At 73.7% G+C, this 16,047-nt stretch carries 20 protein-coding genes; 8 read left to right on the forward strand and 12 right to left on the reverse strand.

Translation table 11 applies throughout. The annotated features are described in order from the left end of the window. Nucleotides 1-77: 77 nt before the first annotated feature. Entirely contained in the window at nt 78-932 is an 855-nt protein-coding gene (gene fdhD, locus ACN27C_RS08860) for a formate dehydrogenase accessory sulfurtransferase FdhD (protein ID WP_120572559.1), read from the reverse strand. A 281-nt stretch (nt 933-1,213) separates the two neighbouring features. Between fdhD and mobA the strand changes: the two genes are divergently transcribed. The 3 genes from mobA (at nt 1,214) to ACN27C_RS08875 (ending at nt 3,491) form a co-directional block, all read left to right on the forward strand. After that, nucleotides 1,214-2,014 (forward strand): molybdenum cofactor guanylyltransferase, encoded by an 801-nt coding sequence (mobA, locus tag ACN27C_RS08865; RefSeq protein ID WP_422750902.1) that lies wholly within the window; start codon nt 1,214-1,216, stop codon nt 2,012-2,014. Next, entirely contained in the window at nt 2,011-2,268 is a 258-nt protein-coding gene (locus ACN27C_RS08870) for a DUF6457 domain-containing protein (RefSeq protein ID WP_013289326.1), read from the forward strand. The genes mobA and ACN27C_RS08870 overlap by 4 nt, the downstream gene beginning before the upstream one ends. A gap of 65 nt (nt 2,269-2,333) precedes the next feature. Beyond that, on the forward strand, nt 2,334-3,491 hold the full coding sequence (locus ACN27C_RS08875; protein WP_422750903.1) for a T3SS (YopN, CesT) and YbjN peptide-binding chaperone 1: 1,158 nt from the start codon (nt 2,334-2,336) through the stop codon (nt 3,489-3,491). Between the two features lie 6 nt (nt 3,492-3,497). Here ACN27C_RS08875 and ACN27C_RS08880 read toward each other — a convergent pair whose 3' ends face one another. Both ACN27C_RS08880 and ACN27C_RS08885 read right to left on the reverse strand, forming a co-directional pair. Beyond that, nucleotides 3,498-4,454, reverse strand: a complete 957-nt coding sequence (locus ACN27C_RS08880) for a zinc-binding dehydrogenase (RefSeq protein ID WP_422750904.1) — start codon at nt 4,452-4,454, stop codon at nt 3,498-3,500. Between the two features lie 55 nt (nt 4,455-4,509). Further along, a complete protein-coding gene (locus tag ACN27C_RS08885) occupies nt 4,510-4,968 on the reverse strand; it encodes an Lrp/AsnC family transcriptional regulator (protein WP_422750905.1) in 459 nt (152 codons plus the stop codon). Nucleotides 4,969-5,027: 59 nt separating this feature from the next. On the opposite strand from ACN27C_RS08885, the gene ddaH reads away from it, so the two are divergent. Further along, nucleotides 5,028-5,861 carry a dimethylargininase gene (gene ddaH, locus ACN27C_RS08890; protein ID WP_422750906.1) on the forward strand — a complete coding sequence of 278 codons (834 nt, stop codon included), beginning with the start codon at nt 5,028-5,030 and terminating at the stop codon, nt 5,859-5,861. 66 nt (nt 5,862-5,927) lie between these two features. Here ddaH and ACN27C_RS08895 read toward each other — a convergent pair whose 3' ends face one another. Both ACN27C_RS08895 and ACN27C_RS08900 read right to left on the reverse strand, forming a co-directional pair. Further along, entirely contained in the window at nt 5,928-7,148 is a 1,221-nt protein-coding gene (locus ACN27C_RS08895; RefSeq protein ID WP_422750907.1) for an ABC transporter substrate-binding protein, read from the reverse strand. A 48-nt stretch (nt 7,149-7,196) separates the two neighbouring features. After that, nucleotides 7,197-8,024 (reverse strand): alpha/beta hydrolase family protein, encoded by an 828-nt coding sequence (locus ACN27C_RS08900; RefSeq protein WP_422750908.1) that lies wholly within the window; start codon nt 8,022-8,024, stop codon nt 7,197-7,199. Between the two features lie 57 nt (nt 8,025-8,081). Between ACN27C_RS08900 and ACN27C_RS08905 the strand changes: the two genes are divergently transcribed. Continuing rightward, entirely contained in the window at nt 8,082-8,669 is a 588-nt protein-coding gene (locus ACN27C_RS08905) for a bacterial proteasome activator family protein (RefSeq protein WP_120572567.1), read from the forward strand. 35 nt (nt 8,670-8,704) lie between these two features. Here the strand turns inward: ACN27C_RS08905 and ACN27C_RS08910 are convergent, their stop codons facing one another. The 3 genes from ACN27C_RS08910 to ACN27C_RS08920 form a co-directional block, all read right to left on the reverse strand. After that, on the reverse strand, nt 8,705-9,517 hold the full coding sequence (locus ACN27C_RS08910) for an HAD family hydrolase (RefSeq protein WP_121683704.1): 813 nt from the start codon (nt 9,515-9,517) through the stop codon (nt 8,705-8,707). Continuing rightward, complete coding sequence (locus tag ACN27C_RS08915) at nt 9,517-10,338, reverse strand: HAD family hydrolase (RefSeq protein ID WP_091413415.1); 822 nt, start codon at nt 10,336-10,338, stop codon at nt 9,517-9,519. The genes ACN27C_RS08910 and ACN27C_RS08915 overlap by 1 nt, the downstream gene beginning before the upstream one ends. Nucleotides 10,339-10,505: 167 nt before the next feature. Continuing rightward, nucleotides 10,506-11,240: a hypothetical protein gene (locus ACN27C_RS08920; RefSeq protein ID WP_422750910.1), complete on the reverse strand. Its 735-nt coding sequence runs from the start codon at nt 11,238-11,240 to the stop codon at nt 10,506-10,508. A 118-nt stretch (nt 11,241-11,358) separates the two neighbouring features. Between ACN27C_RS08920 and ACN27C_RS08925 the strand changes: the two genes are divergently transcribed. The 3 genes from ACN27C_RS08925 to ACN27C_RS08935 all read left to right on the forward strand — a co-directional run bounded on the left by ACN27C_RS08925 (nt 11,359) and on the right by ACN27C_RS08935 (nt 13,036). After that, nucleotides 11,359-11,787 carry an OsmC family protein gene (locus ACN27C_RS08925; protein ID WP_013289315.1) on the forward strand — a complete coding sequence of 143 codons (429 nt, stop codon included), beginning with the start codon at nt 11,359-11,361 and terminating at the stop codon, nt 11,785-11,787. Nucleotides 11,788-11,876: 89 nt separating this feature from the next. Next, a complete protein-coding gene (locus ACN27C_RS08930) occupies nt 11,877-12,221 on the forward strand; it encodes a metallopeptidase family protein (protein ID WP_181726620.1) in 345 nt (114 codons plus the stop codon). Nucleotides 12,222-12,316: 95 nt separating this feature from the next. Further along, the gene (locus tag ACN27C_RS08935; RefSeq protein ID WP_120572570.1) at nt 12,317-13,036 is read left to right on the forward strand and encodes an AIM24 family protein; all 720 of its coding nucleotides are present in this window, start codon (nt 12,317-12,319) and stop codon (nt 13,034-13,036) included. Nucleotides 13,037-13,079: 43 nt separating this feature from the next. Here ACN27C_RS08935 and pheA read toward each other — a convergent pair whose 3' ends face one another. The 4 genes from pheA to ACN27C_RS08955 all read right to left on the reverse strand — a co-directional run bounded on the left by pheA (nt 13,080) and on the right by ACN27C_RS08955 (nt 16,006). Continuing rightward, a complete protein-coding gene (gene pheA / locus ACN27C_RS08940) occupies nt 13,080-14,036 on the reverse strand; it encodes a prephenate dehydratase (RefSeq protein ID WP_120574083.1) in 957 nt (318 codons plus the stop codon). A 10-nt stretch (nt 14,037-14,046) separates the two neighbouring features. Continuing rightward, the gene (locus tag ACN27C_RS08945) at nt 14,047-14,586 is read right to left on the reverse strand and encodes a hypothetical protein (protein WP_422750911.1); all 540 of its coding nucleotides are present in this window, start codon (nt 14,584-14,586) and stop codon (nt 14,047-14,049) included. Between the two features lie 88 nt (nt 14,587-14,674). Next, nucleotides 14,675-15,124: a hypothetical protein gene (locus tag ACN27C_RS08950; protein WP_120572572.1), complete on the reverse strand. Its 450-nt coding sequence runs from the start codon at nt 15,122-15,124 to the stop codon at nt 14,675-14,677. 144 nt (nt 15,125-15,268) lie between these two features. Continuing rightward, complete coding sequence (locus ACN27C_RS08955; RefSeq protein WP_120572573.1) at nt 15,269-16,006, reverse strand: hypothetical protein; 738 nt, start codon at nt 16,004-16,006, stop codon at nt 15,269-15,271. Between the last annotated feature and the right edge of the window lie 41 nt (nt 16,007-16,047).

Here is a 16,047-nt window from a genome sequence, read left to right on the forward strand (position 1 = left end):
GCCGTCAGCCACCCGGTGGTCAGCCGCCCACCGGGCCGCCGACGCCCGTCCCGCCGATGTCCGGTGCTGCCTGGCCGTCAGCCGCCGACGCGCGCCGCCCCGGTGTAGACGTTCATGGTCGGCCCGCGCAGGAAGCCGACCAGCGTCATCCCCGCCTCCTCGGCCAGCTCGACCGCGAGCGTGCTCGGTGCGGACACCGCCGCGAGCAGCGGCACGCCCGCCATCCACGCCTTCTGGGTGAGTTCGAAGCTGGCCCGTCCGGAGACCAGCAGCACGTGCCCGGCCAGCGGCAGCCGCCCTTCCCGGGTGGCCCAGCCGAGCACCTTGTCCACCGCGTTGTGCCGCCCGACGTCCTCGCGCAGCACGACCAGTTCCCCGTCGGGGGTGAAGAGGCCGGCGGCGTGCAGGCCGCCGGTGCGGTCGAAGGCGCGCTGCGCGACGCGCAGCCGGTCCGGCAGCCCCGCGAGCAGGTCGGCGGTGACCACCAACGGGTCGTCCTGCACCGCGAACTGCGAGCGGGTCCGCACCGACTCGATGCTCGCCTTGCCGCACACGCCGCACGAGCTGGTGGTGTAGAAGTTGCGCGAAGGGTCGGTGACGGGTTCCGGCACTCCGGGCGAGAGCACCACGTCGACCACGTTGTAGGTGTTCGGGGTCTCCGCCCCGGCGCAGAGCTGCGCGGTGTGCACGTCCTCCGCCGACCGGATCAGCCCTTCGGTGAGCAGGAAGCCGATGGCCAGGTCCAGGTCGTCGCCGGGCGTACGCATAGTCACCGCCAGCGGCCGGCGTCGGCCGGGGCCGGCCGCGCCGACGCGGATCTCCAGCGGCTCCTCCACGGCCAGGGTGTCCTGCCGCCGGATCCGCCCCCGGCCGTCCCCGGCCGCGTCGAGGTCGATCCGCAGCACACCACGCCGATCCGTCGCCCGTCCCATGCCGCCATCCTCCCCGGCCACCCCGCCGCCCGCACCTCGCCCCAGGCCTTCCCACCCTCACCCACCCCACCCCACCCCACCCCGGCCCCCGGCCGGCCCGCCCGGCCGGCCGACCCAACCCCGATGATCGACACGAGTTCGGCGAAGTGGCGGTGTCGGAGGCCAATGGATGCCACCACTCCGGCGAAAAGCAGTGGATCAACGTCGGAAAACCGCCGAACAACGCCGGGCGCCGACCCGAGCCGGGAGGCGGCGGTCGTGGCTGTGGCTACTGTGAGGCGGTGACGGGGTACGCGGCGATCCTGCTCGCCGGTGGCGCGGCCCGGCGGATGGGCGGGGTGGACAAGCCGGCCCGGGCGGTCGGCGGCCGGCCGATGCTGCACCGGGTGCTGGACGCGGTGGCCGACGCGGACCAGCGGATCGTGGTCGGCTCGTCCGGCCCGCTGCCCAAGGGAGTCCGGACGGCCCGGGAAGAGCCGCCCGGGGGCGGTCCGGTGGCCGCTACGGCAGCCGGGCTGGCGTGGCTCGACCCCGGTACGACGACAGTCGCCGTGCTCGCCGCCGACCTGCCGCTACTCACCGCGGCAGCGGTGGCCGAGCTGCGACGCGCGCTCGCCGCCCGTCAGTCCCGCGACGACCCGCCTGCGCTCGCCGCCTGTCAGTCCCGCGACGACCCGCCTGCGCTCGCCGCCTGTCAGTCCCGCGACGACCCGCCTGCGCTCGCCGCCTGTCAGTCCCGCGACGACCCGCCCGCGCTCGCCGCCGCAGCCGCCGGGCCGGAAGACGCACCGGCCGCCGCCCGGCGGGAGACCCTGGGCGGTCCATACGCCGCGCTCGCCTGTTACGTGGACGGCGACGGCCGCCGCCAGTACCTCTGCGCGGTCTGGCGGGTGCCGGCCCTGCGGGCCGCCCTCGACCGGCTCGCCGCGACGCGGGGCGGCTCGCTCGACGGGGCGCCGGTACGCGGGCTGCTGGCCGGTGTCGCCGTACGCGAGGTGTCCTGGTCCGGCTCGGGGCCGCCGCCGTGGTTCGACTGCGACACTGACGAGGACGTACGCCGGGCGGAGGAGTGGACGAGATGACGGTGCTGGACGACTGGGTCACGGCGGTTTGCGCCGAACTGGACCTGGACCCGGCGGGGGTGCCCGTGCCGACAGTGCTCGACGTGGCCCGGGACGTGGCCCACCAGGTGGTCCGGCCGGGAGCGCCGGTCACCGCGTACCTGCTGGGGCTGGCGGTGGGGCGCGGCGCGGACCCGGCCGCGGCGGCCGAGCGGCTCAGTGCGCTGGCCGGTTCCTGGCCGGTGGACCTGGGTGGTTCCACGCCTGAGGATTAGCGCCTCGCGCGGGATTCGGTCCCCTTCGCGCCTGGGTAGGGTGGCGGGAACGGACGGAGGCGATCATGACGGCAGACCACCCCTCGGAGCCGGTCGACGAGCCTGCCGGCGGCGCGCCGGAGCACCACGCCACCGGCGCCGCGTCGGCGCATCAGGCCACCGGCGGCGCGCCGGAGCAGCACCACGAGTCGATCCTGCTCGACGAGCCGACCACTGCTGATCTGCGGGCCAAGGTCACCGAGGCCTGGCGGGAGTTCGCCCGGGCGCTCGCCGACCGGCTGCGCGGGCTGCCCGCCGGTGGGCACCTGGAGGTCACGCTCGACCCGACCGCCTCGGGGACCGGCGACGCCGTCTACTCGGTGAGCGTGGACGCGGGCGAGGAGGGGCGTCTGTCGGCCCGCGCGGTCGGAAACGCCACGCTGCCGCAGGGCTACCGGCTGGACCGGGCCGCGGTGGCCGACATGGTGGCGCTCGGCTGGTCGCCGCCGGGTGTGGTGCCGGGCTCCGGGGAGCAGTTCGGGCTGGACTGCGGCGTCGACGAGGCGACCCGGCTGGCCGCCGTGCTGTCCCGGACGCTGCGGGACGTCTACGGCGCCCCGCATCCGGCCTTCCTCGTCTACCTGGTGCACGACGCCGAGGGCGAGGCGCTGCCGGTGGAACCGCTCGGTACCGCCCGCAGCGAGTTCGGCCCGGACCGCGACGTCGAGGCCGACCTGGACGAGGCGCTGGCCGCGGCGGCCGCCGCGCAGTCCGGTGAGAACGACGTGCTGGCGCTGGAGGAGCGGGTCCGCACCGTCGTGTCGACCATGCTGAAGTCGGCGTCCGACCAGCTCCAGGTCGACTCCGACGGCGACATCAACATCCGGGCCGGCTCGGCCATGGTCTTCGTCCGGGTACGCGACAACCCGCCGCTGGTGGACGTGTTCTCGCCGGTGCTGACCGAGGTCGAACCGACCGAGCGCCTGTACGTGAAGCTCTCCGAGCTGACCAACCGGATGCCGATCGGCCGGCTGTACTGCGCGGACGACACGGTGTGGGCGTCGATCCCGGTGTTCGGCCGCAACTTCCAGCCCACTCACCTGATGCTCGCGGTGCAGGTGATGACCGGTCTCGCGGACGAGCTGGACGACCGCCTGCACGGCGAGTTCGGCGGCAAGCGCTTCTTCGGTGAGGGCGACAAGCCGGCCCGGGCCGAGGAGCACCGCACCGGCATGTACCTCTGAGCCCGGTCACCGTACGTCGAGCAGCGTCTTGCCCACCGTCTCCCGGGCCTCGATCGCGGCGTGCGCGGCGGCGGCCCGTTCCAGCGGAAAGCGCTGCCCGATCAGCGGCCGCAGCCGCCCGGCCGCGCCCTCGCCGAGTGCCGCCTCGGTGAGGGCGCGCAGTTCGTCCGGGCTGGGCCGGGGGCTCAGCAGCGTCACTCCGCGTGCGGCGGCGGACTCGGCCGGGATGTCCGCCCAGGCGCCGCCGGCCAGCCCGAAGCTGAGCATCCGTCCGCCGGGGTCCAGCAGGTCGAACGCCTCCCGGGCGAGCGGCCCGCCCACGCCGTCGAACACCACGTCGACGGCGCCGACGGCGTCCCGGACCCGGCCGGTCCAGCCGGCCCGCCGGTAGTCGACGACCACGTCGAGGCCGGCGGCGCGCAGCACGTCCACCTTGCGGTCGCCGCCGGCGGCGCCCACCACAGTGGCGCCGGCCGCCGCCGCCAGCTGTGTGAGCAGCGATCCGACGCCACCGGCCGCCGCCTCGACCAGGACCCGGTCGCCCGGCCGCAGCCCGGCCGCGCGGGCCAGCATCAGGGCGGTCCGGCCGTCGGCCATCAGCGCCACCGCCGCGTCGAGCGCCAAACCCGGGGGTACGGGGACAGGCGCGCCCTGGCCGACCACGACGCGCTCGGCGTACGCGCCGGTGCCGCCGGTGGCGGTGACCACGACGCGGCCGGCGAGCGCCGGGTCGACGTCCGGTCCCAGTGCGGTGATCGTGCCGCCGACCCCGTTACCGGGGATCACCGGGAGTTCGGCGCCGAACGGCCCGAAGCCGCTGGCCCGGAACATGGTCTCGACGAACGTGATGTTCGCGTGTGCCACGTCGACGAGCACCTGGCCCGGTCCGGGTGCCGGGTCGGGTGCCGTCCCGGGCACGAGCATCTCCGGTCCGCCGAACTCCCGCAGCCACACCGCACGCATACCGCCCCCTCGCTTCGAGCCGGTCACCAGTGCACGACATGAAGCGAGGTTGAGGTCAAGGCGTCGACGGTCCGACGCCGGGGGACTCGACCAGCCGGGAGAGCACGATGGTGCTGCGGGACGAGGTGACGAACGATTCGGCGCGCAGCCGTTCCAGCGCCTCCTCCAGGTGGGAGATGTCCGCGGCGCGTAGGTGCACGAGCGCGTCCGCCTCGCCGGAGACGGTGTACGCGCCGACCACCTCGGGGTGCCGGCGGGCGGCGGCGCCGATCTGCGCCGGGGTGGTCCGGCCGGCGCAGAACAGCTCGACGAACGCCTCGGTGGTCCAGCCGACGGCGGCCGGGTCGACGACGGCGGTGAACCCGCGGATCACCCCGGCGGATCGGAGTCGGTCGACCCGTCGTTTGACGGCGGGGGCGGAGAGTGACACCCGGTTGCCGATGTCCGCGTACGAGGCGCGAGCATCCGCGACGAGTAACGCAATGATTCGCTGGTCGACCGTGTCTATCTGCAACGTTCTGCTCCTGGGAAGCAATGCTTGTGGCTGTTACCAAATTTGTACCGTACCTACTCTTGGTGACCGTGAACCAGCAGCGAGTCTCGCGAAAGCGGACATATCTCATGTGCTCGCCCGAGCACTTCACGGTCGAGTACGCGATCAACCCGTGGATGGACGTGACCACGCCGGTCGACGCCGACCTGGCGGTCAAGCAGTGGGACCGGCTGCGCGAGACGCTCGTCGGGCTGGGCCACGAGGTGCACCTGCTGACTCCCGAGGCGGGCCTGCCGGACATGGTCTACGCGGCCAACGGCGCGTTCGTGGTCGGCGGCACCGTCTACGGCGCCCGGTTCAAGCACGAGCAGCGGTCCGCCGAGGCCGCCGCGCACCGGGCGTTCTACGAGCAGCACGGCTGGCGGTTCATCGCGCCGAGCGAGACCAACGAGGGTGAGGGTGACTTCGCGTACCTGCCGGAGGCGCACGGCGGCCTGGTCCTCGCCGGGTACGGCTTCCGGACCGAGCCGGCCGCGCACGCCGAGGCGCAGGAGGCGCTCGGGCGGCCGGTGGTCTCGCTGCACCTGGTCGACCCGCGCTTCTACCACCTGGACGTCGCGCTGGCCTCGATCGACGACGAGAACATCGTCTACTACCCGGGGGCCTTCTCCGCCGCCAGTCAGAAGGTGCTGGCCCAGCTGTTCCCGGACGGGATCGTCGCGGACGACGAGGACGCGCTGGCGTTCGGCCTGAACCTGGTCAGCGACGGGCTCAACGTGGTGCTGAACAACGAGGCGACCCGGCTCGCCGGCAAGCTGAAGGCCGCCGGCTACCACCCGGTCCCGGTGGAGCTGGCCGAGCTGAAGAAGGGCGGTGGCAGCGTGAAGTGCTGCATCGCCGAGCTGCGGCACTGAGCCACGCCTCGACGCGAAGGGCGGCCTCCCGGTGGGAGACCGCCCTTGCGCGTGTACGGGGGCCGGTCAGCCCAGCGTCGCCAGCTCGTTGATCACGACGTTGGAGAGCAGCCGGCCGTCGGTCTGCACCCGGCGGAGGTACCACTTCTGCTGCGGCGTACGGGTCTGGTTGAACTGCCAGGTGCCGCGCGGGCTGTCCACCTGGCCGACCTTGCCGAGCGCCAGGTTGACCTGCTGCGGCGAGGGGTTCCCGCCGGCCAGCCGGATCGCCTTGTCCAGCACCAGCGCGGCGTCGTAGGAGGCCATCGCGTACGTGGTGGGCGCCGAGTTGAACGTCTTCCGGTAGGCCGAGGCGAAGATCCGGTTCGCGGTGTTGTTGAGGTCGGCCGAGTAGTTCAGCGCGGTCTCGATGCCGTACGACTCGATGAGCTTGCGCTCGCGGCCCTTCTCCCCGTCGTCGAGCTGGTCGAGCGCGGTGCCCTCGGTGAGGAAGCCGGGGGCGTAGATCGGCCCCCGGTAGCCCTGGGCGTAGAGCTGCTTGACGAACTGCACCGCCTGGGCGCCGGAGTAGTGGCAGAACACCGCGTCCGGCTTGCGCCCGAGCGCCTTGCGGATCGGCCCGGAGTAGAGCGACCGGGAGGGGTTGGGGTCGTCCTCGGTGAAGATCGGGTCCTCGGTGAGCCGGCGGCCCCGCTCGTACGCGCGCCGCAGCCCTTCGATGACGTCCTGGCTGCCGGGGCCGCGGGTGCCGAAGATGGCGATCCGGCTGGAGGCGTCCAGCTTCTGGCGCAGGTACTCGCCGAGCGCCTCGCCGGGCTCGGTCAGCACGTACGACGTGCGCCAGATGTAGACGACGCCCTGGAGCGTCGACGGGGAGGCGTTGGAGCCCAGCAGGGGCACCCGGGCCTCCTCGACCGCGTCCTTGATGCCGGTCATCACGGTCGGGCTGACCACGCCGGTGAGCGCGAGCACGCCCTCGGAGAGCAGCCGGTCGACGGCGGCCTTGCCGGTGGCGGCGGTGTCGCCCTCCTCGGCGGTCACGAGCGTGACCGGGTGGCCGGCGATCTGCTGACCGCGCATGCTGAGGAAGAGCTGGAAGCCGTTGGTGATCTCGTCGCCGATGGCCTTGTTCGCCCCGCTCCCGGGCACGATCAGTCCGACTTTGATCGGGCTGCCGGATCCGGCCTGTTCCCCGGAGTCGTCTCCGGAGCCGCACCCCGCCGCCAGTCCGGTGGTGCCCAGCGCGGCCAGCAGTTGCAGGGCCCGCCTGCGGTTCATCTGTGCCACCGACTTCCTTCCCGACGGGGCGGCCATGGTGCACACCCCTTCGGCGTTCTACCTGGTCGACGACGCTGCGTCAATGCCCGGAAGATCATCGTGAAGCGACCGCAACGCCTCGGCGACCCGGGGCCATGCGGTGGAGCCCGGTGCGATCAGCCCGAAATGCTCACATTCGGGCAGCTCAACGAGCGTGGCCGAGCCTCCGGCGGCCTGATCTGCGGCTATCCAGGACCGGCTGATCGCGATCGGAACCTGCATATCTTGATCACCGTGAATGACTACTGTGCGTGTTTGGATGGGTACCAATACCGATGGATCGGCCGCCGCGTACCGGTCCGGCACTTCCTCCGGGCCGCCGCCGAGCAGCGCGGCCACCGCCCCCTCGTCCAGGTCCAGCCGGTACGCCTGCGCGAGGTCGGCCACCGGTGCCAGCGCGAGCACCCCACCGACCGTCTCCGGGGCGTGCGCGGCCACGTACAGGGCCAGGTGCCCGCCCGCGGAGTGACCGACCAGGATCGGCGGCACGGGCGCCACCCGGCCGGGCAGCGCGGCGGCGGCGAGTTCCGGCAGCGCGGCGATCCCGGCGCGGACGTCGGTGAGCGTGTGCGGCCACCCTCCGCCCGGCCGGCCGGTCCGCCGGTACTCGATCTGCGCGACCGGGTGGCCGAGCGCCGCGAGCGCCGCCGCCATCGGGCCGGTGTGGGTCCGGTCGTACTCCGCCCGCCAGAAGCCGCCGTGCACCACGACCACGAGCGGCCGGGGCGGCCCGTCGCCCGCCGGGAGGCGCAGGTCGGCACACTGGTCCGGGTGGTCGCCGTAGGAGACGGTGGCATCCGGGGGCGGGGACGGGCGGGTCAGCACCTCGCGCGGGTCGGAGAGCATGCGGCGACGGTAGCGTCCACCGGTCCGGCCGCGTGCACATGGTCGGCGTGGGTAAAGATGGGTGCCATGACCGAAGCGCACTCCGCCGGACACGACGACGAACAGGGCAACGATGGCATCCCCGGCACCGTGGTGGTGGTCGGGCCGGACGGCCGCCCGGTCGGCACGGTGCAGACCGACGAGGGCAAGGGCGAGGACCCGACCCGTCTGGTCGAGCAGCCGGCCAAGGTGATGCGGATCGGCAGCATGATCAAGCAGCTGCTGGAGGAGGTGAAGGCGGCGCCGCTCGACGACGCGAGCCGGCACCGGATGCGGGAGATCCACGAGCGCTCGATCGTCGAGCTGAAGGAGGGCCTCGCCCCCGAGCTGCGCGAGGAACTGGAGCGGATCTCGCTGCCGTTCACCGAGCAGCAGGCGCCGAGCGAGGGTGAGCTGCGCATCGCGCACGCCCAGCTGGTGGGCTGGCTGGAGGGGCTGTTCCACGGCATCCAGGCCGCGCTGGTGGCCCAGCAGATGGCCGCCCGCGTCCAGCTGGAGCAGATGCGCTCCGGCCGCCAGGCGCTGCCGAGCGGCCCGGGCGGCGTGATTCCGGGCATGCCGGGGATGCCCGGCGGCGAGGGCCACGCGCCCGGCCAGTACCTGTGACCCGTCGGCCGGGGCGCGTCACGCGCCCCGGCCGCTCAGTCCACCCCGAAGACCTTCTCCAGGTACGCCGCGACGCCGTCCTCGGTGTTGGGCCCGGTGACCTCGTGTGCGATCTCGCGTACGGCCGGGTGGGCGTTGGCGACGGCCACCGCCCGTCCCGCCCAGGCCAGCATCGGCACGTCGTTGGGCATGTCGCCGAAGGCCAGCACGTCCCGCTCGCCGATGCCGAGACGCTCCGCGTACCAGGCCAGACCGGCCGCCTTGGTGACGCCGGCCGCCGAGATCTCGATCAGCCCGCTGTACGACGAGTGGGTCGCCTCGGCCAGCCCCTCCAGCGCGCCCGCCACCACCCGCACGAAGACGTCCGGGTCCTGCTCACCGGCCCGGGCCAGCAGCTTCACCGCGGGCGCGGACAGCAGCTCCTCGGGCGACTCGACGGCCCGGATCGCGTCGAGGTCGGCGTCCCAGCGCAGCGGGTAGTGCGCCTCGTGCCGCATCTGCCGGCTGTCCACGATCTCCACCGCGAAGCTCACCCCGGGCACCTCGGCGCGCAGGCGCCGGGCCACCTCCGCCAGCAGCTCCGGGGCGAGCGGGTCGGCCCGCAGCACCTGGTCGGTGACCGGGTCGTACACCACCGCGCCGTTGGCGCAGATCGCCGGCAGCGGCTCGGCGAGCTGCTCGTACACCATCTGGAGCCAGCGGATCGGACGGCCGGTGACCAGGACGACCGGCGTGCCGGCGGCGTTGATGCGGGCCAGCACCGCGGCGGTACGCGCGCTGAGCGTCCGGTCGTCGCGCAGCAGCGTGCCGTCGATGTCGGAGGCGACGAGGCGAGGTGGATCTTCCATCACCGGGAGAGTAGCCGGTCCAGGTAGACCGCGACCCCGTCGTCGTCGTTGCGCAAGGTGATCTCGTCCGCCGCGGCGCGCACCTCCGGGTGGGCGTTCGCCACCGCCACCCGGGCCCAGCCGGCCCAGTCGAACATCGGCAGGTCGTTCGGCTGGTCGCCGAAGACCAGCACGTCGGCCGGGTCCACGCCGAGCCGCTCGGCGATGACACTCAGCCCGCTGGCCTTGTCGGTGCGGGGCGGGCAGATCTCGACGAAGTCGAGCCCGGCCTGGGTGAGCGTGGCCACGTCCGGTGGCACGATCGCCCGCGCCGCGGCCAGCAGCTCGTCCACGTGGTGGTCGGCGGTACGCGCGAACGCCTTGATCACGTCGCAGGACAGGCACTCGACCCGGCTGCGGGCCTCGAACCGGTCCGGGTAGGGCCAGCTCGGGTGGTAGTCGCCCCAGAGCGGCGCGTCGTGCTCGTCCGACGCCTCCACCATCACCGTCAGCGGGCCGACCGCAGCCTCCAGGTCGGTGAGGATCCGGGCCAGCACCTCGCCGGGCAGCCGCTCGTCCCGCAGCACCAGGGGCCCCTCCGGGTCGCTCTGGTCCACCACCCGGCCGCCGCCGGCCATCACCAGGAAGTCGGCGGCCCGGATGTCGTTGCGGGTGAGTTCGGTCAGACGCGGTCCGCGGCCGGTCGCGCCGACCACCGGGATCCCGGCGGACCGCACCCGGTCCAGCACCCGATGGGTGTACGCGGAGACGGTCTCGTCGCTGCGCACGAGCGTGCCGTCGAGGTCGGTGGCGATCAGCTTGGGCAGTCCCGGGCGGGTCATGGTTCCTCCTTCGCCCGCCGCCGTCACGCCGGCCGACCAGGTCCTCGGTGCCGCGACCATGGGACGGCGGGCAGCAACCGTATCTCGCGGAAGGGGCGGCAACCACGGCTTTCCGGCGAATCGGCGGCGAAGCTCCGGTGGCCGCCGGACGCGTCGGCGGACCCGGTTCAGTACGCCCGTTCGGGGCCGGCGAACGGCACCGTGGGCTGCACCGTCAGATCCGCCGGGGCCGGTGGCACGTCGTCCTCGTCCGTCCGGCGGCGGCGGTCGGGCCGGTCGTCGTCCGGCTCCCCGTCGGCGGGCGTCCCGCCGGCCGCCCGGCCGGCCAGGTGCAGCGCGGCCGCCAGCAGCGCGACGGCGACGAACGCGCTGACCAGACCGCGTCCGTGCTCGGCCTCCAGCTGCTGCTCGCCGACGAAGAACAGGATGCGCCGGGCCAGTTGTTCGAGGGAGCCGGCGGTCGCGACCAGCACTCCGAGCAAGCCCGCCGCGAGACCCAGCCCGGCCAGCCGGGCGTGCTGCCGTACCGCGGGGGCACCGCGCAGCGCCAGCCCCACCGCGACCGACAGCCCGAGAAGGCCCACGAGGTACGCCGTACCGAACCCGCCGATCTCGGAGATGCCGCCGGTCAGCCGGGCGGGCGCGTCGTCGCCCCGGGCCTCGGCCGGCACCGTGATCGCCAGCCACTCGCCGAGCAGCGAGGCGATCGCGGCCACCGCGCCGAGCCCGGTGAGCACGGGCGGCAGGCGGCGGTCCCGGCCCAGCGCGGCGAGCGAGCGCGCGGCCCGGCCGGACGACTCCGGCTCGGCGTCGCCCCACTCGACGATCGTGGTGTCGTCGGACCGGCTGTCCTGCAGGGGGATTCGCTTGTCCTGCCGGGGAACGGGGAGATCCTGCGACATGGCCACCCTTCCCGTACGCGGGCCTGCGTCGAATCATGGCACAGCCCGCTCCCGGCGGCCGGGATCGCGACCCCGAGGTCCGGTGCGGGGCGGCCCGCTTTCGGTTAGCGTCGGTGCCATGCCTATCCGTACCGCATCCGCTCGCTGGCAGGGCAACCTCACCGAGGGGTCCGGCACCGTCCGCACCGGCAAGGGCGGCCTGTCCGGCAACTACTCCTTCAAGTCGCGCTTCGAGGAGGGCGAGGGCACCAACCCCGAGGAGCTGATCGGCGCCGCACACGCCGGCTGCTTCTCGATGGCTCTCTCCAAGCAGCTCGCCGACGCCGGCGCCCAGGAGACGGCGGTGGAGACCACCGCCAAGGTGCACTTCGACAAGACCGACGCCGGCATGACGGTGACCCGCATCGACCTGGAGACAGTGGGCCAGGTTCCGGGCATCGACCAGGCCGAGTTCACCAAGCTCGCCGAGGCGGCCAAGGAGAACTGCCCGATCTCCCGGCTGCTGTCGCCGGGCGCGCAGATCACGCTGAACGCCCGTCTGGCCTGACATCGCGTACGGCACGGCGGGGGTGTCCTGCGGGGCGCCCTCGCCGTGCGGTGTGCCCGATCCGGAGGGAGTGACCGGGCCGCGTGGCCGTGGAGATGAGCCGGGACCGGTTCGAGGAACTGGTCGGCGAGGCGCTCGACGAGGTGCCCGAGGAACTGCTCGGGTTGATGAGCAACGTGGTCATCCTGGTGGAGGACGACCCGCCGCCGGGCGAGGACCTGCTCGGCCTGTACGAGGGGCATTCCCTCACCTCTCGTGGCTGGGACTACTCCGGCGTGCTGCCCGACCGCATCCTGATCTACCGCAACCCGATCCTGGCGATCTGCGACACCGACGACGACGTCGTCGACGAGGTGGCGATCACCGTGGTGCACGAGATCGCCCACCACTTCGGCATCGACGACGAGCGCCTGCACGCCCTGGGCTGGGGCTGACCGGCCTCCGGCGCGTCCCCGCCCGGCTGATTCCGGCGGTTGCGCCGGTCCCCTAACCTGCGGATCAGGCAGATCCTGATGCAGGAGGAAAACCCATGCGCAGCGCGCTGTTCTCCGCGGAGAACCTTGAGAAGGAGTCCCAGCAGCCGGGCATGCGGTTGCAGAACTCCAAGATGCTGAAGATCGAGCTGAACGGCGAGGCGATGGCCCGGGTCGGGTCGATGGTCGCCTACCAGGGGCAGGTGCAGTTCCAGGCGCTCGGCTCCGGCGGCATCGGCAAGTTCATCAAGCAGCGGCTCACCGGCGAGGGCGTGCCGCTGATGAAGGTCTCCGGGCGCGGCGACGTCTTCCTCGCCGACTTCGCCAAGGACGTGCACGTCATCGACCTGGAGCCGGGCGACGCGCTGTCCATCAACGGCTCCAGCGTGCTGGCGTTCGACTCGACGCTCCAGTACGACATCAAGATGGTCGGCGGCGCCGGTTTCGCGTCCTCGTCCGGCCTGTTCAACTGCGTCTTCACCGGCCACGGCCGGATCGCCGTCACCACCAAGGGCACCCCGGTGGTGCTCAACGTGGACGCGCCGACGTACGTGGACCCGCAGGCGGCGGTCTGCTGGTCGGCGAACCTCCAGACCGGCTACCACCGCGCCGAGCAGCTCGGGCTCGGCACGCTGCTCGGCCGCAGCACCGGTGAGGCGTTCACGATGAGCTTCGCCGGTCAGGGCTTCGTCGTGGTCCAGCCCTCGGAGGAGCCTCCGGTGGCCGGCAGCGGCTCCCAGCAGCAGGGCGGCGTGCTCGGCGGCCTGCTGCAGTGACCCTCCGGTGCCCGGGGCGTCCGCCGAGGTCGCCCCGGGCCGGTCAGCTCAGCTCGCCGGCCCGCAGCCGGGCCACCCAGGCCGCCGCGTCGGCGTAGTCGGCGTCGGTGAGCCCGGGCGGCACCGGCGTCTGCTGGTCACCCGCCGCCGTGCTCCAGCGGTGCCGGGGGTACGACCCCAGGAACCGCACGTCGGCGCAGACCCGGCGCAGCCCCTGCAACGCCTCGCCGAGGCGTACGTCGGCGACGTGTCCGGCGCAGTCCAGGAAGAACACGTAGCGGCCGAGCGCCTCGCCGGTCGGGCGGGACTCGATCCGGGTCATGTTCACGCCGCGCACCGCCAGTTCCATCAGCACCGCCAGCAGCGCGCCCACCCGGTCGTGGGCCAGGCACACCGCGAGTGAGGTGAGGTCGTCGCCGGTGGGCGGCGGGGGCGGCCCGGGGCGGGACACGAGCGCGAACCGGGTCACCGCGTCCGGGTGGTCGGCGATCTTGTCGGCCAGCACCGCGAGCCGGTGCCGGGTCGCGCCGATCGGGGCACAGATGGCGGCGTCGTACTCGCCGCTCGCCGCACCGGCCGCGGCGGCGCCGTTGGAGAGCACGTCGACCACTGTGGCGTCGGGCAGGTGCTCCCGCAGCCAGCCCCGGCACTGGGTGGACGCCTGCGGGTGGGCCGCGACGGAGCGGACGTCGGACAGTGTGGTGCCGGCGCGGGCGGCCAGCACGAACTCCACCGGCAGGACGACCTCGCGGGTGATCACCAGCGGGTCACCCTCGACCAGTTCGTCGAGCGTCACCCCGACCGCGCCGCCGATGGAGTTCTCCAGCGGCACCAGCGCCGCGTCCGCCTCCCCGGCGCGTACCGCGTCGAGCGCCTCACCGACGCTGCGGGCCGGCGTGCGGTCCCCGCGCTCGGCGGCGGGCACCGTACGCAGGGCCTGTTCGGCGAAGGTGCCCTCGGGGCCCAGGTAGACGAAGCGGGTCGGCGGTGTTCCCGGCATGCCGACCAGCCTACGCACCCGGCGTGCCGTCGCAGGCCAGGGTACGGATGCCGGCTGGCGCCACGGTCCGTACCTCGACGCCGCACACGTCCGTGCCGGCGGTGACCAGCCTCGGCGTACCGGTCTCGCCGCGCGTGACCACCTGCAACTCCTCGTGCCCGGTGACGGTCAGCACGGTGTACTGCCAGCCCTCGGCGCAGAGCGGACCGGTCGCCACCGTCACCTTGACGTCGCGGGGCAGCACGCCTGCCGAGCCGCGCAGCAGCGCGACGATCCGGTCGCCGGACGGCCGCCCCCGGCAGGGCGCCGCCGAGGACGGCGCGGACGGCGGGGGCGTGGGCGGGAGGACCGGCGCCGATGGGGCCGGGGTGGCGCTCGGGCTGGGCGTGGCGGACGCGGACGGGACCGGGACGGGTGTGGCGGCGGCGGGTGGCGTGCGCAGCTCCGGCGGGGTGCCGCAGGCGGCGAGGGCGAGCAGCGTCAGCAGCGCCAGTGGGCGGTGGCGGCGTCGGGGGTGTGGGGTGCGGGGCACGGGGGCGTCCTCGGGCATCGAGGGATGTCGTCGTGTGGTGGGACCGAGGCCATCGTAGGAGCAGGACCGTCCCGGGGTGAAGCGTGCCGGTCGGACCGCGAGGGGGTCAGACCGCGGAGAGGAAGGTGAGCGAGCCGGCCACCGCGCCGTCGGTCAGCACCGGCGTGGAGATGGCGTCGACCGTGCGGCCCGCGTCGGAGCCGGGCCCCTGCACCCGCAGCAGGCCGCGGGCGAGCCGCCCGGAGTGCAGCGCGAGCAGCGGCGGGATCTTGTCGGTCTCCTGCTCGGTCAGCTCGCTCGGGCTCGCGGTGAAGTCGACCAGGCGCAGGCCGCCCTCCAGCAGCGGCAGGCCGATCACGTCCTCCGGGGCGCCCAGGCAGAGCAGGTCACAGCCGGACGAGGAGATCGCCACGACGGTGGTGCCCTCGTCGATCAGCAGGCACGGTTCGGCGGCCCGGGAGACCATGCCGGACCACTGCCCGAAGTTGTCGGACTCCTGCTCGGTGGATGCCGCGGGCGCGAACACTTCCGAGAGTGAGAGTTCGACGTGGGCCACCGCGCCTCCTATGTACACCGACGGTCTGTCCACGCTAGCCGGTCGGTGCGGCGGAAGCATCGGCTGCCGGGCGGCCGGCGACGGCGCGGACCGACGGAACCAGTCGGGGGCGGTGCCGTGGGCCGCGTGGCGTCGCCGGAGACGTTACCGGTGGGCGGCTCGCTTGTCAGCGGCCGTTCGGCCCTCGTCATACCACCGGTAGTCGGCGGTTGGACGGTACGTGCCGTTGAACCACGTGGCCGGCGCCTGCGCGACGCGGGAGAGCTTCTCGGCGGTGGCCGGACTGATCCGGTTCCCGCCGGCCACGAGCAGGCGGTCCAGCTCGCGGTGGGTGGCCATGAGGCAGTCCTTCGGCAGGCCGTAGACGCTGATCACCCCGGAGCCGACGAACGTCAGCACCGGGGTCACCGGGATCGGCAGGCCGACCGCGTCGGAGAGGGCCTTGCTGGCCCGCTTGGCGTCCCGGCGCGCCTCCGCCACGTACGGCGGGCGCTTGCCGTTGATCTGGACCACGTCTCCGGCCACGAGCACCCGGGCCCGGCCGTGGTCGGCGATGGTGACCGCGAACAGACCGCTCGGGCCGATGGCCAGGAACCCGGCCCGGTCGTCGCGGCCGCGGTCGAGCAGCATGTCCGCCGGGTCCGTCCGGGGCCACTCGATGACGTGCCAGGCGGGACCGAGGTGGTCGAGCTGGCCCAGGGCGCGGGCCCCTGCCGCTTCCAACCGGCGGGCCCCCCGCTCCGCCCGGCGACGCCGGGCCCACTCCAGCGGAGTCGGTCGGGCCGGCTCGAGCACCGAGGTGGGCTCGACCCGGGAGTGCGGCACCGTGCGGGGCGGCAGTGCCCTGCTCGGTACGGCTCGACGAGCGGGAAAGACAGTCATCGCGACCTCCGGCAAAAGGTCTCTCGAAGTTATGTCTCCAC

Origin of the sequence: Micromonospora sp. WMMD1219, from assembly GCF_049315215.1 — a bacterium.
GTDB classification, from domain to species: domain Bacteria; phylum Actinomycetota; class Actinomycetes; order Mycobacteriales; family Micromonosporaceae; genus Micromonospora; species Micromonospora tulbaghiae.

Excerpts from the sequence above, each read along its gene's own strand:
- fdhD (WP_120572559.1), bottom strand. The coding sequence starts at position 932 with ATGGGACGGGCGACGGATCGGCGTGGTGTGCTGCGGATCGACCTCGAC.
- ACN27C_RS08870 (WP_013289326.1), top strand. The coding sequence starts at position 2,011 with ATGACGGTGCTGGACGACTGGGTCACGGCGGTTTGCGCCGAACTGGAC.
- ACN27C_RS08875 (WP_422750903.1), top strand. The coding sequence starts at position 2,334 with ATGACGGCAGACCACCCCTCGGAGCCGGTCGACGAGCCTGCCGGCGGC.
- ACN27C_RS08880 (WP_422750904.1), bottom strand. The coding sequence starts at position 4,454 with ATGCGTGCGGTGTGGCTGCGGGAGTTCGGCGGACCGGAGATGCTCGTG.
- ACN27C_RS08900 (WP_422750908.1), bottom strand. The coding sequence starts at position 8,024 with ATGCTCTCCGACCCGCGCGAGGTGCTGACCCGCCCGTCCCCGCCCCCG.
- ACN27C_RS08905 (WP_120572567.1), top strand. The coding sequence starts at position 8,082 with ATGGGTGCCATGACCGAAGCGCACTCCGCCGGACACGACGACGAACAG.
- ACN27C_RS08910 (WP_121683704.1), bottom strand. The coding sequence starts at position 9,517 with ATGGAAGATCCACCTCGCCTCGTCGCCTCCGACATCGACGGCACGCTG.
- ACN27C_RS08915 (WP_091413415.1), bottom strand. The coding sequence starts at position 10,338 with ATGACCCGCCCGGGACTGCCCAAGCTGATCGCCACCGACCTCGACGGC.
- ACN27C_RS08920 (WP_422750910.1), bottom strand. The coding sequence starts at position 11,240 with ATGTCGCAGGATCTCCCCGTTCCCCGGCAGGACAAGCGAATCCCCCTG.
- ACN27C_RS08925 (WP_013289315.1), top strand. The coding sequence starts at position 11,359 with ATGCCTATCCGTACCGCATCCGCTCGCTGGCAGGGCAACCTCACCGAG.
- ACN27C_RS08935 (WP_120572570.1), top strand. The coding sequence starts at position 12,317 with ATGCGCAGCGCGCTGTTCTCCGCGGAGAACCTTGAGAAGGAGTCCCAG.
- pheA (WP_120574083.1), bottom strand. The coding sequence starts at position 14,036 with ATGCCGGGAACACCGCCGACCCGCTTCGTCTACCTGGGCCCCGAGGGC.
- ACN27C_RS08945 (WP_422750911.1), bottom strand. The coding sequence starts at position 14,586 with ATGCCCGAGGACGCCCCCGTGCCCCGCACCCCACACCCCCGACGCCGC.
- ACN27C_RS08955 (WP_120572573.1), bottom strand. The coding sequence starts at position 16,006 with ATGACTGTCTTTCCCGCTCGTCGAGCCGTACCGAGCAGGGCACTGCCG.